This window comes from Neptuniibacter sp. CAU 1671, from assembly GCF_029222905.1.
Classification (GTDB): Bacteria; Pseudomonadota; Gammaproteobacteria; order Pseudomonadales; family Balneatricaceae; genus Neptuniibacter.
On record NZ_JARHUE010000002.1, the window covers coordinates 47,607 to 61,497 of the forward strand.

Annotated in this window: 11 protein-coding genes and 1 other RNA gene; 5 read left to right on the forward strand and 7 right to left on the reverse strand. The window is 52.2% G+C overall.

Annotated elements, in window-relative coordinates; all coding sequences use genetic code 11:
• Positions 1-31: 31 nt before the first annotated feature.
• From P2G53_RS04160 to P2G53_RS04170, 3 genes are read right to left on the reverse strand one after another with little or no spacing between them, the layout of a single operon-like run.
• A complete protein-coding gene (locus tag P2G53_RS04160) occupies positions 32-910 on the reverse strand; it encodes a hypothetical protein (RefSeq protein WP_275814237.1) in 879 nt (292 codons plus the stop codon).
• A gap of 4 nt (positions 911-914) precedes the next feature.
• Positions 915-1,394 carry a hypothetical protein gene (locus P2G53_RS04165; protein ID WP_275814240.1) on the reverse strand — a complete coding sequence of 160 codons (480 nt, stop codon included), beginning with the start codon at positions 1,392-1,394 and terminating at the stop codon, positions 915-917.
• A gap of 25 nt (positions 1,395-1,419) precedes the next feature.
• Positions 1,420-2,322, reverse strand: coding sequence for a hypothetical protein (locus P2G53_RS04170; protein WP_275814243.1), 903 nt, complete (start codon positions 2,320-2,322; stop codon positions 1,420-1,422).
• 511 nt (positions 2,323-2,833) lie between these two features.
• Between P2G53_RS04170 and P2G53_RS04175 the strand changes: the two genes are divergently transcribed.
• From P2G53_RS04175 to P2G53_RS04195, 5 genes are all read left to right on the forward strand, one after another.
• On the forward strand, positions 2,834-3,397 hold the full coding sequence (locus P2G53_RS04175; RefSeq protein ID WP_275814246.1) for a Rieske (2Fe-2S) protein: 564 nt from the start codon (positions 2,834-2,836) through the stop codon (positions 3,395-3,397).
• Between the two features lie 68 nt (positions 3,398-3,465).
• Complete coding sequence (locus P2G53_RS04180) at positions 3,466-5,256, forward strand: PQQ-dependent dehydrogenase, methanol/ethanol family (RefSeq protein WP_275814249.1); 1,791 nt, start codon at positions 3,466-3,468, stop codon at positions 5,254-5,256.
• A gap of 71 nt (positions 5,257-5,327) precedes the next feature.
• The gene (aldA, locus tag P2G53_RS04185; protein ID WP_275814252.1) at positions 5,328-6,767 is read left to right on the forward strand and encodes an aldehyde dehydrogenase; all 1,440 of its coding nucleotides are present in this window, start codon (positions 5,328-5,330) and stop codon (positions 6,765-6,767) included.
• 77 nt (positions 6,768-6,844) lie between these two features.
• Entirely contained in the window at positions 6,845-7,708 is an 864-nt protein-coding gene (locus tag P2G53_RS04190) for a hypothetical protein (RefSeq protein WP_275814255.1), read from the forward strand.
• A 275-nt stretch (positions 7,709-7,983) separates the two neighbouring features.
• Positions 7,984-8,505 carry a DUF1097 family protein gene (locus tag P2G53_RS04195; RefSeq protein WP_275814258.1) on the forward strand — a complete coding sequence of 174 codons (522 nt, stop codon included), beginning with the start codon at positions 7,984-7,986 and terminating at the stop codon, positions 8,503-8,505.
• Positions 8,506-9,016: 511 nt separating this feature from the next.
• Here P2G53_RS04195 and P2G53_RS04200 read toward each other — a convergent pair.
• The 4 genes from P2G53_RS04200 to ssrA form a co-directional block, all read right to left on the reverse strand.
• Positions 9,017-10,231: a hypothetical protein gene (locus tag P2G53_RS04200; RefSeq protein ID WP_275814261.1), complete on the reverse strand. Its 1,215-nt coding sequence runs from the start codon at positions 10,229-10,231 to the stop codon at positions 9,017-9,019.
• Between the two features lie 298 nt (positions 10,232-10,529).
• On the reverse strand, positions 10,530-10,964 hold the full coding sequence (locus P2G53_RS04205; RefSeq protein WP_275814264.1) for a hypothetical protein: 435 nt from the start codon (positions 10,962-10,964) through the stop codon (positions 10,530-10,532).
• A gap of 65 nt (positions 10,965-11,029) precedes the next feature.
• A complete protein-coding gene (locus P2G53_RS04210) occupies positions 11,030-13,012 on the reverse strand; it encodes a sigma-54-dependent Fis family transcriptional regulator (RefSeq protein ID WP_275814267.1) in 1,983 nt (660 codons plus the stop codon).
• A gap of 516 nt (positions 13,013-13,528) precedes the next feature.
• Positions 13,529-13,886, reverse strand: a transfer-messenger RNA (tmRNA) gene (ssrA, locus tag P2G53_RS04215).
• Between the last annotated feature and the right edge of the window lie 5 nt (positions 13,887-13,891).

Here is a 13,891-nt window from a genome sequence, read left to right on the forward strand (position 1 = left end):
GGCTTAGCCGCTGCGCACTTTTCTCTTGCGGCTATTTCACTTTCAGGGCTACCAGTCGACCCTCCATCATCTGCGGAATCAACATCATCTTCTTACTGCGCAAATAGAGCAGATCCGCGGCGCCCTGACCCAGTTCAGCCAGCGTAGACTGTTCACCTTCCCGGCTTAGCTGTAGCAACTTGCCACTCATCCAGTCAGTGACCAGCAGGTTGTTTTCATCAATTTTGGCTACGCCATCCAGATTGCCAATGGGCTTTTCTGAAGCGAAATCTTCCACTGTTTTATCCTGTAGTGAGACCTGTAACAGGTGCCCCGGTACCTTGGTACTCCAGCCTTCTGTAGGCACCCCCCAGCTGGCGATAAAGATATGATGGTTGCCAACATAGATGCCGTTGGGGTTTTCAAGTCTCGGATCCTCCAGCCAGATTTCAAATTTGCCTCTGTAGAGTCGGTAAATCCGGTTGTTCATAGTGTCCGTGACATACACGATGCCTTCTTCGTTAATGCCGATATCGTTAAGGAAACTGCTTTGCTCGGTCTTGAAACGTTGCAGAATCTCTGCCTTCTCAACATCAATCACCACCAATGTATCCAGGTCAGCGACAAACAGCTTTTTGCCAAACATCGCCATACCCTTGGGGGCATTGAGACCGTCGACCCAGTGCAGTTTGCTGATCGTCCCCGCTTCATCCAGCAGTGAAACAAAGCCGTTACCGTCAGCCTCACCGGGCTCACCGTTTACGTTTGAGACATAAAGTGAGCGGCGCAGAATGTCATACACAACCGATTCGGGTTGCAGCAGCTGTGCCTCGCTTTCCCAGGCTTTTTCGACGGTGAGAGGTGCGGCCAGTACTGCGGAACTGAGCAGCCAGCCAGCCAGACTCAGGCTGAATGTGGTTTTAAGTTTCATATGATTATTCCTGACGTACTGATTTGATGACCCGGGCCGATTCGATGGCGTGTTGCTCCTGCTGCTGGCAGAACTGCGCTTTGGCGTTGGGTGTGGAAAAGGCAAGGGTGAGGCCCTGATTCAGGCCCTCCAGATAGCGGTCCAGATCACTGTTCATGGCATGGCTGAAAAGATCCCAGCGATCATCCGGCATTTTGCGGGCGATTTCAGTCGCGGCGACGTTTTGGGTGCCTGCCACGACAAAGGCCTGAAACAGTTCGCGTTTGCGGGCGTCAGGTGGCAGCGCAAACTCACTGGCAAGTTCTGGATTACCGCACCACTGCAACACCGTCGCCGTTTTCATCTGCTCGCCATTAAAGCGAAGCATCTCGGCAAAAATATCTTTCTGTAGCTGCATGAGCAAAGGCGCCTCTGCCTGTGCAGCAACCTGAGTGGCACCGAACAGCAGGCCCAAGCTGAGCAGCCCCGGGGTAAACTTTTTCATAGTGAATTCTCCGAATGCTGACGGGTTACATCTCATTGACGATGGCCTGCACGCGCTGCTTGTAGACATCGTCCGGAATCATGCCCTGTTTATACAGGGCCTTGAGTTTGCGCAGGCGGGATTCGAAACCCTCACCAGCAGCAGGCGGGGTATCCTGCTTTTGCTCAAGCCGCTGAATACGCGCTTCCAGCGCTGCGTCATGTTCCTGCTCGGCCGCTGCGACGTATTTCAGGGTTTTCTGGGGTTCGCTTTGTTCCAGTTGGTAGCTGTATGTGCGATTCAGATCGACGGCCAGCCAGTCACTGCGATCGGCAACAGCGCTGGCGCCGCTGAAACTCAGCAGGTGCCAGTCATGGGAAACGACCTGTTGCTGGTCACCTGTCGGCAGCCTGAAACGGGCCAGTTCTACCTTGGAGGCAAAACGACTGTTACTGACCGATTGGCCGGAGCGGACATATTTCTTCTGCAGATCTACATGGATCTCGCCAAATAACAGATTCAGCTTGTTGTCGCGAACGAAGGCAGTGCCACTGACGGTCAGGCTTTTTTCACCAAAGTAAGCTGCCCTCAGATCCGATACAGAAAACACCACGACTTCATCCCTGGCCGCCTGATTCAGACCGCTGCTCAGCTGGTGGGCCAGCAGGTCAATTTCACGGTCACTGAACACCCGGTGGTGACGTTCTCCCTCCCGGTTACCCAGCAGGCTGGTGTTTTCAGCCACAGCCACCTGAACCTGACTTAACAGCGGGGCCAGAGCATCCGCTTTCAGCGGGTAGGGGTGCTGGTTAGGGGGTGTGTCAGGACTGGCTTTGATGGCTACGTAGTCTGCTGCATTCTGCCAGAGCTGAGTCGGTGCTGCCCATGTGATGGGACTTATCACCAGAGAATTGATCAGGGCGAGTTTGATTAATGTTGTACGTTTCACAGAGGTTATCCTTTTTTATTGTTGTATCCAGCCGGGGTTTTGCAAAATGCCTGCCACCCCCTGTATCCCCTTTCATGTGCCGGTTTTACGGCGTTTTGTCTGAATTTTTCCGTTAATGGCGAAGACATCTGTTGCGTCTTTTCGACAGGTGTTGCGCTGCTGAAGGGGCGGCTGCAACAGCGCATTTCTGGCACCGCTGAGTCGTGTTGTTCAGGTCGTATGTTCTTCCTCCGGTTGTGAGTGACTGTCCTGGCGCTGTGGGTGTGGCGTTGTTGCAACGTCACCTGCAACACCTGTTGTGTTTTAAAACCTTTGTGGCAGCTGTTGCTGATGTATTGGGCTAGCGCTTTCAATGGGTTTTTTCTTTATTTTTTTAATAAATACAAGTAATTAAAAATCATCACCCGTTTCTTGATCGGATTTTGGCATAGCGTTTGCCATAGGGGTATCAAGCGGTCTGTTTGAATCTGACAGTCCCGAAACCATAACGATAAGAACGGTGATAGTAATCGTGGAACGTAGAAACTTTCTTAAATCATGTGCCTGTGTCGCCGCCATCGGCACCACGGCGGGTCTTGCCTCTAAAGCAGACGCGGCCAGCAAAAAACCGGATAGCCAGCGCCCTAAGCCAGGTGATCTGCTGGTGATCGAAGATGGACATGGCAATGCCCGTCCCATTTCAGCCTCGGAGCTGGTGCTTGAAGCCCAGCAGGTGATGGCTTTTCCGCAGGACCCGGAAAGCGGTGTGATCCGCAGCGGTTCGCGTTTCAACAAAGTCATGGTGATGCGCCTTGATCCGGCACTGATGGACGAGACCACCAAAAACAACTCAGAAGATGGTGTGGTGGCGTACTCGGCAATCTGCACCCATCAGGGCTGTGATGTGAATTCCTTTGTGGCGGATAAAAAAGAGTTTTTCTGCTTCTGTCACTACTCCCGCTTTAACCCTTATGCCGCTGGTGACGTGACCAACGGCCCGGCGACCCGTCGACTGGCGATGCTGCCAATCAAGATCGTCGATGACCTGATTGTGGTGAAAGAAGAGTTCACCCGATCCCCCGGTTACAAGAAATAACTATCTGATGTCTCAACTCCCCGGGTGGGGATTCCTCTGAAGACAATAAAAAAACAGGAGTGAGCAATATGTCATTTGCAAAACGATTTGGGGCCCTGACCGTTGCGGTCGCGATTGCACCGGCTGCATTTGCAGTGGGTGGCGCGGCAGCAGCCAAGTCTAACCCGCTGGATAAATATAGCCCGGTGACCGACAGCCGTCTGGCGAATCCGGAGCCGGAAAACTGGCTGCAGTGGCGGGGTAACTATCAGGGCTGGACCTACAGTCCCCTGGATCAGATTAATGCGGATAACGTCGATGAATTGGTACCGGTATGGTCCTACTCAACCGGCGAACTGGAAGGACATCAGGCGCCCCCAATCGTCAATGACGGTGTGATGTTCATCTCGACCCCTAACAATCAGGTCATCGCTCTGAATGCAGAAACCGGGAAAGAGCTATGGCGTTACAAAAAGGAGATCCCGGAAGAGCTGTTCCAGCTGCACCCGACGAACCGTGGGGTTGGCTTGTATGGCGATAAAGTCTACCTAGCAGCAACGGATGCCTGCCTGGTGGCTCTGGATGCAAAAACCGGTGAAGAGGCGTGGGAAACCTGTGTCGCTGACTGGCAGGACGGCTACTACATGACCCTGTCACCACTGATTGCCAAAGGCAATGTGATGGTGGGTGTCTCCGGTGGTGAGTACGGTATTCGTGGCCATATCTCGGCGGTGGATGCTGAAACCGGTGAGATCAAGTGGAAAACCCACACCATTCCGGCACCGGGTGAGCCGGGCAGTGAAACCTGGAAAGGGGATGCCTGGAAAACCGGTGGTGCGTCTGTCTGGATTGCCGGTACCTATGATCCGGATATGGGTATCGCGTTCTACGGTACCGGTAACGGTGGTCCGTGGATGCCGGATACCCGTCCTGGCGATAACCTCTACGCCAACTCTGTGGTGGCACTTGATGTCAAAACCGGTGAGCTGAAGGGTTACCACCAGTACCACTGGAACGATGCCTGGGACTGGGATGAAGTATCCCCACCAGTGATCATCGATTACGAACACAAAGGCAAGAAAATCAAAGGCCTGGTACACGCCGGTCGTAATGGTTACCTGTGGACACTGGAGCGCAAAAAAGACGGCTCTATCCAGTTTGTGGATGCTGAAAAATACGTGAAACAGAACGTATTCAAGAGCATTGATCCAAAAACCGGTCGTCCAACCTATGACCCTGCACATACCCCGGGCACTGGCAAAACCGTGACCTTCTGTCCGTCTCTGTGGGGCGGTAAAGACTGGCCACCAGAAGCTTACAACCCGAAAACCGGTCTGTTCTACATTCCTGCCCACGAAAACCTCTGTTCAGAAATGGGCGGCGTTGAGCTGGGTCCACGTAAATCCGGCGAGCTGTATATCGGGGTACCGATTGCAGACATCCTGACCAACATCCGTCTGGCTGAAGGTGCTGAGGATCACATTGGTGAAATCCAGGCATGGGATCTGAAAGCCGGTAAAAAAGTATGGCAGTTCAACATCAAAGAGATGAACTGGGGTCCGATCCTGACCACTGGCGGTAACCTGCTGTTCTCCGGCGGCTCCAATGACCGTGTGTTCCGTGCACTGGATGCCCGTACCGGCAAGAAACTGTGGCAGTTCCGTGCTAACTCCGGCATCACTGCGGTGCCTTCAAGCTGGAGCGTAAACGGTACGCAGTTCATCGGTGTACAGGCAGGCTGGGGTGTTGACGCTCAGCGTATGCAGGGTGCCTTTGACGCTGTGATGGACCACACCACTGTGGTGCCACAGGGCGGTGTACTGCACGTGTTCGCACTTAAATCCAAAGCGGATAAGTTGATCGACGCCGCAACACGCTAAGTAGTCCTTACAAGCCGGGTCATCGCCACAAAGGGTGGCCCGGCTTTTTACCATAAGAAGAGAGTTAAGCCATGACTGACGTGTGTATCTATCAGAATTACATCAACGGCGAATTCAGTGGATTGCCAAAAAATACTATTGATGTGCACAACCCTGCCACGGGGGCTTTGTTATCCCGGGTACCGGAGTCGGAAACCGGTGAGGTTGAACGCGCCATCGCGGCTGCACGCTCTGCGCAAAGGGCCTGGGCGGCCAAACCTGCGGTTGAACGGGGTGCGCATCTGAGAAAAATAGCCAGCAAAATTCGTGAAAATGCCGATTCACTGGCGCGGGTGATTACCCTTGAGCAGGGCAAAGTACTGAGCCTGGCTCGGGTTGAAGTGGATTTTACCGCCGACTATCTGGACTACATGGCAGAGTGGGCGCGACGCATTGAAGGCGAGATCATTACCAGTGACCGGCCGGGCGAAAATATCTTCTTGTTCCGCAAACCCATCGGTGTGGTGGCAGGCATTCTGCCCTGGAATTTCCCGTTCTTCCTGATTGCCCGCAAGATGGCACCGGCGTTAATTACCGGCAATACCATTGTGATCAAACCCAGTGAAGAAACCCCGAATAACTGTTTTGAATTTACCAAGCTGGTGGCTGAAACCGATCTGCCTGCCGGTGTGTTTAACGTGGTCTGTGGCTCCGGTTTTAATGTGGGCCAGACCCTGACCTCAAATGCCGGTGTTGATCTGATCAGCTTTACCGGCAGTGTGGAAACCGGCTCTCGCATCATGGCGGCGGCTGCAACCAACATCACCAAGCTGAATCTGGAGCTGGGTGGTAAAGCACCGGCCATCGTACTGGCGGATGCCGATCTGGATCTGGCAGTGAATGCGATTAAAAACTCCCGTGTAATCAACTCCGGTCAGGTATGTAACTGTGCCGAGCGTGTTTATGTGCAGGCTGCAGTGGCAGATGAATTTATCGACAAGATCACCCGTGCCATGTCCATGACCACCTACGGCGATCCGATTGCACGGCCGGATGTGGATATGGGTCCGCTGGTGAATCGTGTGGGGCTGGATAAGGTCGCCGCGATGGTGGATACCGCCATTGCACAGGGCGGCTCAGTTACCACCGGTGGCAAGATTGCCGATCTGGGACAGGGTTTCCATTATCAGCCGACCGTCATCGCAGGATGTCGCTCAGATATGGAGATCATGCGCAAAGAGGTGTTTGGTGCGGTGCTGCCGATTCAGGTGGTGTCGGATCTGGATGAAGCGATTGCTTGCGCTAATGCCTCCGATTACGGCCTCACCTCGTCGGTGTATACCAAGGACCTCAGTCAGGCGATGAAAGCGGTTGCTCAGCTGGATTTTGGTGAAACCTACGTTAACCGCGAAAACTTCGAAGCGATGCAGGGTTTCCATGCCGGCGTGCGCAAGTCAGGTATTGGCGGTGCAGATGGCAAGCATGGCCTCTATGAATACACCCACACCCATGTGGCGTATATCCAGACCTGAGTCGTTTGAGCCGGTAGTTAGTCGTGCTGACATCTGCGGATGTCAGCCGATCCAGTCAGTTATAAGAGGGCACGGTTGTGCAGAACCCATGTGATACCGCCCATGCCAGTGACGCTCCCTGCAAGGTTCTGCATCGGTCCCGGTGGTTGTTAAGCCTGAGCTTGCTGCTTTGTCTGAGCCTCTCCGCCTTCTTTCTGATACCGCTAAAACCCGCTAAAAGTGGATTGTTGTTTGTCGCTCAGGCCGACAGTGATCTGATCAATGTCTACGATGCCAACCAGCTCTGGCTGTTGTCGCAGATCAAAACCGGTATCCAGCCGGAACAGCTCTACATTCACCCATTTCGTCAGCGACTGTTGGCTGTGTCCATGAAAGAAGGGCAGGCCGTTCAGATTGATCTTGAAACTCTGCGGGTTGAGCATGGGCTGTCTATTCCAGCGGCCAGTCGCTGGTTGTGCCTGTCAGCCGGGCAATCGATTTTTTATGCCGCAGATGGTGAGGGTTTACCTGTACAACTGTCGCGTAACCCTGCAACAACCGCTTCTGCCAAAGCGCTGTTTTCAACACAGCCGAAGGGTTGTGACTCTCAGTTAATCTCTGAACGTGCGAAACCTTCAGCAAACGGTTGGGTTAAGTATGAAGGCCAGAAACCACTGCCAAACCGGGTGTATGCAGCGGGATTTTCTGCAGGGATGAAGCAACCGGCCATTGAGGCTAACGGGTCGGAAACAGGGAGTTTCGGCTTTCTGAAGGGGGCTGATCCGGTGTTGTGGGTCAACCTGACAGAACCGACTAATTACCGCACCAGTGCAGACCAGAACTGGGCCTATGTCTCCAACCGGATGGAAAAGAAGCTCGTTATTCTGCATGCGCAGGACCCGAATAAAAACCGGGAGTTAATCCTCGATTTTATTCCGCAATCTATCGCGCTGGACAGATAAGTCCACGCGATTAATCAGCTGTCGCATTCACGAGACAGCCGTTTCTATAACTGCTTGTGCTGTACAAACTCCGATCTCTTTATTTATCGCTAATTCGGTCTGATTAAAGATCCTGAATTAATAAAATCCTTTTTAAAACATTAATTTAAATCTAAATGGCCGTTTTGTTTTATGGCTTTGTTGTGTTGGCACTGAACCTGCAAAAGGTAGAAGGGTTGTGTCCTTAAAAAGAGGACCTTTTTAAAAATCTTAAAATAAATACAGGAATAAGATTTATGAAACCTTTGACAGCAACTTCTTTAAGCATTGCCATTTTTGGTGCAATTGCGACCTGGCTGGCGCTAAGCCCGCTTTCCGGATTTGTCCTGATCTGGGCGATTTTTATTGCCTGGGCGGCCTTTGCTGCGCTGGGCGCTGATAACGGTGCTTTTAAAAGCACAGTGATCTGTGGCGTGTTTGGTGTGGTAGTCGGCTGGGTAGGCGCGTACCTGTTTCTGGCGCTGCCGTTTGCTGATGCTTTGGGTGTGCCGTTGTGGGCCGCCATTGTTGTCGCCGTGACCGCCTTTATTGTGGTGTTTGCTGCCAACATCGCTGTGCTGGGTGCGGTGCCTGCATCCGTGCTGGCCTATGCCGCCACCTTTGCGTACCTGCTGCAGACCGAAGGCAAAATGAGCCTGACCACACTGCAGACGGTTTCATTTGATAACCCGCTGTTGATCATCTCCCTGTCTGTGGTGCTGGGTGCTGTATTTGGCAAGCTCTCTACGACCGCGGCCAGTCGGGTTTCAGTTTCTTAAGCGTTTAAACACCTTGTACGGTTCGCTCTCAGTATCGCCCCCTCTACGGCGATACTAAATCCCGCTTGAGTCATGGCGGTTTTGCCCTGCAACTGCAGGGTTTTTTTTTTGCCCCGTAGAACCGTCGGATATGGGCTAGGGTTTGTTTCTGTCTCGGTCTCTGTGGCTCAACTCTGCTGTGAATATGAGATGCCGGAGAGGGCTACGCTGGGGGACGATTATCAGCTTACAGACGTGCTCCCGACAGGGGATTACCTCGGTGTTTTATTGCGCTCTTTGTGCCTGTTGATCAGCTGAATCAGCAATAGTCGGAATAAGAGTAGTGGAGGGAAGGGTTAATGCAATCTTGGATTGGCGGCTGATGTAACTATGTAGTGATGTTCAATTTATGGATAGTAAGTGTTTACAATACTGGCATATTGCAGGCATAAAAAAGGACATCCCGAAGGATGCCCAAGCTCGCCAAAGGGTGCGAAGATGAAGGCTAAGAAAGGCTTAGCCAGGCCAAGAATCAGAAGGTAACAGAGGCTTCCACGATAAAGCCGTCCCAGTCGCTACCACCGGCAACGGTACGGTCAGTCGCACCACCACCAGAGAACTGGTCTTCTTCCTGTTTCACGTATTCTGCTTTGAACAGCGTGGCGTCATTCAGCCAGAAGCCTGCGCCCACCTGCAGACGGGTAGCTTCGTTAGGACCAGATACGCCTTCGCTTTTGTTTTGGGACTCGGCATAACGTGCCGCCAGATAGAACTTGTTGCTCAGGTCCACCTTGCCCTCAACAGACCAGAACTCCATTTTGGACGTCTGTTTGATGTAGCTGGTTTCAAGTACACCCTGACCGCCAGCCCAGCTGTAGTCGTCTTCGGCTTCACCGAACAGACCGTGCAGCAGGAAGTTGCCAGCTTTGTACTGAATGTCAGCCTGCCATACAAAGGCATCGACACCCGGTACGATCAATGGGTGAGTCGCACGTGCGCTTGGTGCTGTGTTGGCAAACTGATAGTTATCACCGTCACCGATAGCAATCAGAGAGCCAAATGGCTTGCCATCAACGCCGCTCAGGTCGTGGTTGGTCTGGAATGCACCGGCACCGAAGGACAGGCCGTTAGTCAGGTTAACCGTACCGCGCAGACCCAGGTTGTAACCGTGGCCGGGAGAGAAGTCGGTAAAGAAATCCGGGGTAGACAGCACAGCATCCCAGGTCAGGTTGGTGCCGCTTTCCAGAGAGTGTGAACCGTATGCCCACAGACCTTCTTCAGCGGTGATCATATCCACCAGACCGTTACCAACGAAGGGGTTGCTCTGTACCGCAGCACCGTCCGAATAACGGATAAAGTTCATGGTGGTTGAGATCACATTACCCAGACGGATGCCAACGTTGTTGGGCAGGTCAAACTGAATCCACGCCAGGTCCTGACTGATTGCAGCACTGCCGTTGTTCCAGTCATTAGGTTCTTCTGCCAGCTCTGCAAAAACGGACACATTTTCTGCGACCTGAGCGTTGATGTTCAAAGCAAAACGCATACGCTGGAATGCAGAGTCCGCATCGGCATCCGCCGGGTTGACGGCTGCACCGTTTACGTCAATGCCAGATTGCCAGGCTTGCATGGCGGCACCGCTGATTTTGATTTTGCCATCCATAAATTCTGCTGCATTGACAAAACCGGTTGCACTCATGGCAATCATTGCGGCGATAACCTGCTTGCTGATGTGTGTTCGTTTCATTAACGAATCCCCCAAAAGTTAAACTATTTTTATTTGTGTGATTTAAGTAGGCGTCATCGGCCTATTTAATTCAGCAGGGGTATCGCAAGCGGTGTGCCAAAAAAATAAATTCGCAATAAGATGGTTTTTTATTTTTAAATTGTTGTTTTTAAATGATTTATTTTGAAATAAAAAATAAGAGTGGAACGACGTTATTGGGTAAGACGAATCACCTGTTGCAGCACTGCATTTAGGGTTGCAACAGGTGAATAAAAAAATAGCACCGCGGTGGGTGCTATTTTCTTGAGCATGTTTTGCGTTATGACTTGATGGAAATGGCGATCTGGTAATGGCCCTCTTTTTCGCCCACCAGATACACCACTGAACCAAATTCAGGCTCTTCATCGCCCACGGTATCTTCAAAGTAAATCCGCATCAGATGAGTCACTGGCAGATTACTGTGATAGTTTTGCGTGCCCACATTAAAGTTATTTAAAAAGGTGGTATCCGCCTCTTCAAATTCAGTCCCAATCACCTTGCGGCCAAAGTTATTACGGGTATAGACGCGGATCATTTTCTGTTTGTATTTACGCACGCCATCCCAGTTAATCAGGCCGGAAATATCGTCGTAATTTTTCGCTTCATGCGCAGAAAGAAACCGCTGCAACAGATCTTCCTTACTCGTGGGAAGCTCAGTTGCAGCAGCATTCAGGCAGGTCAGAATAAAAACGAGCGGCAGCAGTTTTTTAATCATTATTATCAACTCCGTATAACATATTAGGTGTGATAATAACGAAGCAGAGCCTGTGCCAATTTGAATTAAAAAATCTCGTTCGGATGCAAAATATTGTATTTCTTCATTTTGCGGTACACGGTTGAACGACAGATGCCGAGTTCATCCGATACCTGAGTGATGTTCCACTTATGCCGGCGCAGTGACTCCAGCAGGCGCTTACCCTCCTCATCGCCAATCAGTTCGGACAGGGTGCCCGGTGGCTGGCTGCGTTCAGGTGTGTTTGGCTGTGGCAGAGCGGGTGCCGCGCCGCGCAGTTCCAGTGGCAGAGAATCCAGCGTGATATGCTGCTGATCAGACACCGCCAGTGCATAACGCAGTACGTTGGCGAGCTGGCGAATGTTGCCGGGCCATGGGTAACCGTGCAACACCTGTAGCGCCTGCGGTGCAAATGTTACACCCTCAGAACCGCCCAGCTCGTTATCCAGAATGCAGCGAATAATCTCATCTTTATCGGTTCGGTCCCGCAGCGGCGGCAGGCGCAGTGCCATACCGTTCAGACGGTAGTAGAAGTCTTCGCGGAACAGCTTGTCTTGAATGCGCTGGGTCAGGTGCTGGTGAGTGGCCGAAATCACCTGAATATCCAGACGGGTGGGTTCGGTAGCACCTAACGGCAGGATCTCCCGTTCTGCCAATGCGCGTAGCAGGCGTGTCTGAAGCTGGTAGGGCATATCACCAACTTCATCCAGGAAGATGGTGCCGCCATTGGCCAGTTCCAGTTTGCCTTTCATGCCTTTGCGATTTGCCCCGGTGAATGAGCCACTGCGGTAACCGAACAGTTCGCTTTCGATCAATGATTCCGGAATTGCGGCACAGTTCAGCGCGATAAACGGACCCTCAGCACGGTCGCTGGCATCATGAATGGCACGGGCAAACGCCTCTTTACCGGTGCCGGTTTCGCCAGTGATCAAGATCGGGATGTCTTTGTTGATGACTTGCCGCACATGCTGCACATTCTGCTGTACGGTCTCGTCCGCACCAGCAAGTTGCTCCAGTGTCGGGTGTTTATGGCGTTGGGTTTTGCCTGGTTCCAGCGGCGCAGTCACGGTTTTCGCCAACGTTTTGGTGGTTGGGATGCGCAGGCTGATCTCAAGTTCTTCACTCAGAGCAGGGGACTGGGTACGTACTGTACGGGCCCCACCATGGCTGTTTTCCAGCAACTCTTCCAGCGTCATGCCGGTCAGCTCATGAATGGCGAAGCCCAGCAGGCGCTGATCCGGGTTGAGTTTGGCTTCATATTCAGAGAAGGCCGCTCGGTTAGCGCCGATGACTACCCCCCGTTCATTTACGGCCAGTAGTTGTTCGTGGGCCAGATCGGTAAAACTGCTCAGTGGTTTGATGTGCATGGTGATCTGACTGCGATACGCCTGTTTAAAGTAGGCATTCTCAATCATGCGGCTGTACATCATCACCATCTGCAGGGTGAGGTACTGATGTTGTTTATCACCATCAAAGCCGAGGCAGGACGCATTCAGGCAGCCGGTCAGGTTGCCCAGCGGATCAAAGATCGGCGATACAGAGCAACTCAGTTTGTTCTGGTCGTGGAAAAAATGTTCGTGCCGGTGAATCACCAGTGACTTGCGTTCCACCAGACAGGTGCCAATGCCGTTGGTGCCCATGGTGCTTTCAGACCAGCGCGACCCCAGTTGCAGGCCAGCATTGCGCCAGATGTCCTGCATATGTTCAGGCAGGGTAGCATCCAGCGCGAGGCCTGTTTCATCGGTCAGCACCACGGCATAGCCCGCCTGACTGATCCGTTTGGATAAACCGGTCATACCGTTGCGGGCAATATCAAGATAGTTGTGGTGTTGCTCAAGCTGTTGACGGATTTCGCTGGAGGTGAGAATTTCGACCTCCTGGCTGCCCTGTGGGTCCAGACCGTAGTCCAGCAGGCTGCGTTCCCAGGATCGGGTGATCAGACTATCGGGCTGCACATTGCGCTGCTGAAAATGGTCGCTGATATAAGCAACAACATCTTTGGCGTGTTTTGATTGGAGGTGATTCTGCATGATCTATTCGCTCCAGTCCTCCAGGCCCTGAGACATCACGGTTGTACGCTCACAGATCAATAAGCCGAATCACGGCCGGGAGACATTGTCTTTTTTATATTTGTTTTAAACGTAGTCTATCAGTAATTTTCCATTACCTTCATGAATAGGTTGCAGGTAGTGTGCCAGATACCTTAGTGCTGTTTGATTTGGGCAAAATTCAGTCTGTCACCTAACTGTAATCTATTGATTTAAAATCTGATTGGATTTGTGGGGGAGTTGCTGGCCGACGCATGCCTGCCAAACTGCAAAAATCAGCTATGCAACACCTGTAGCATTCTCAAAAGCGACAACTGTAGTGTAAATGCGACAACTGTCGCATAGGTATTTAGCCCGGTTAATCAGCGAAGGAATGTGAACAGAGGAACAGTGCTTCAGTAAGGATTTTGGACAAGTAAGGGTTTAGTGGGATTCCCCCGCAAGCCACGGATTCCGTGGCCAGCGGCGGTCTGGAGCGGTCTGAGCCGTTCCTGAATTTGGTGGAGGTGGCGGGGTTCGAACCCGCGTCCGTCAATCCTCCGCCCCAAGCTCTACATGTTTAGGCTTCTCTATTAAATTAACCCGTCGCGACCCGAGAGCCAGGGTGCTATGGGCGAGCCTCTTTAGTTTTAACCCTTCAGCCTGAGACAAGGCTTCCGGGCGATTCTGTCTCGGATGATACCGAAAACCTCCTAGTTACAGACACCTAAGAGTTCGGCACAAGCTGACTTATGCAGCTAGAGCGTAGTTATCGTCGTTAGCAACTATAACTGTGTAGTAATGGATTTACGTGATTCACTACACTCACGACATGCACCTAAGGTTTTGTAATCGGCGTCGAAGCCAAGTCACCCCCAGAGT

What these genes read in the sequence shown, in the direction of transcription:
- P2G53_RS04160 (WP_275814237.1), bottom strand. Translation starts at nt 910, where the DNA reads ATGAAACTTAAAACCACATTCAGCCTGAGTCTGGCTGGCTGGCTGCTC.
- P2G53_RS04165 (WP_275814240.1), bottom strand. Translation starts at nt 1,394, where the DNA reads ATGAAAAAGTTTACCCCGGGGCTGCTCAGCTTGGGCCTGCTGTTCGGT.
- P2G53_RS04180 (WP_275814249.1), top strand. Translation starts at nt 3,466, where the DNA reads ATGTCATTTGCAAAACGATTTGGGGCCCTGACCGTTGCGGTCGCGATT.
- aldA (WP_275814252.1), top strand. Translation starts at nt 5,328, where the DNA reads ATGACTGACGTGTGTATCTATCAGAATTACATCAACGGCGAATTCAGT.
- P2G53_RS04195 (WP_275814258.1), top strand. Translation starts at nt 7,984, where the DNA reads ATGAAACCTTTGACAGCAACTTCTTTAAGCATTGCCATTTTTGGTGCA.
- P2G53_RS04200 (WP_275814261.1), bottom strand. Translation starts at nt 10,231, where the DNA reads ATGAAACGAACACACATCAGCAAGCAGGTTATCGCCGCAATGATTGCC.
- P2G53_RS04205 (WP_275814264.1), bottom strand. Translation starts at nt 10,964, where the DNA reads ATGATTAAAAAACTGCTGCCGCTCGTTTTTATTCTGACCTGCCTGAAT.
- P2G53_RS04210 (WP_275814267.1), bottom strand. Translation starts at nt 13,012, where the DNA reads ATGCAGAATCACCTCCAATCAAAACACGCCAAAGATGTTGTTGCTTAT.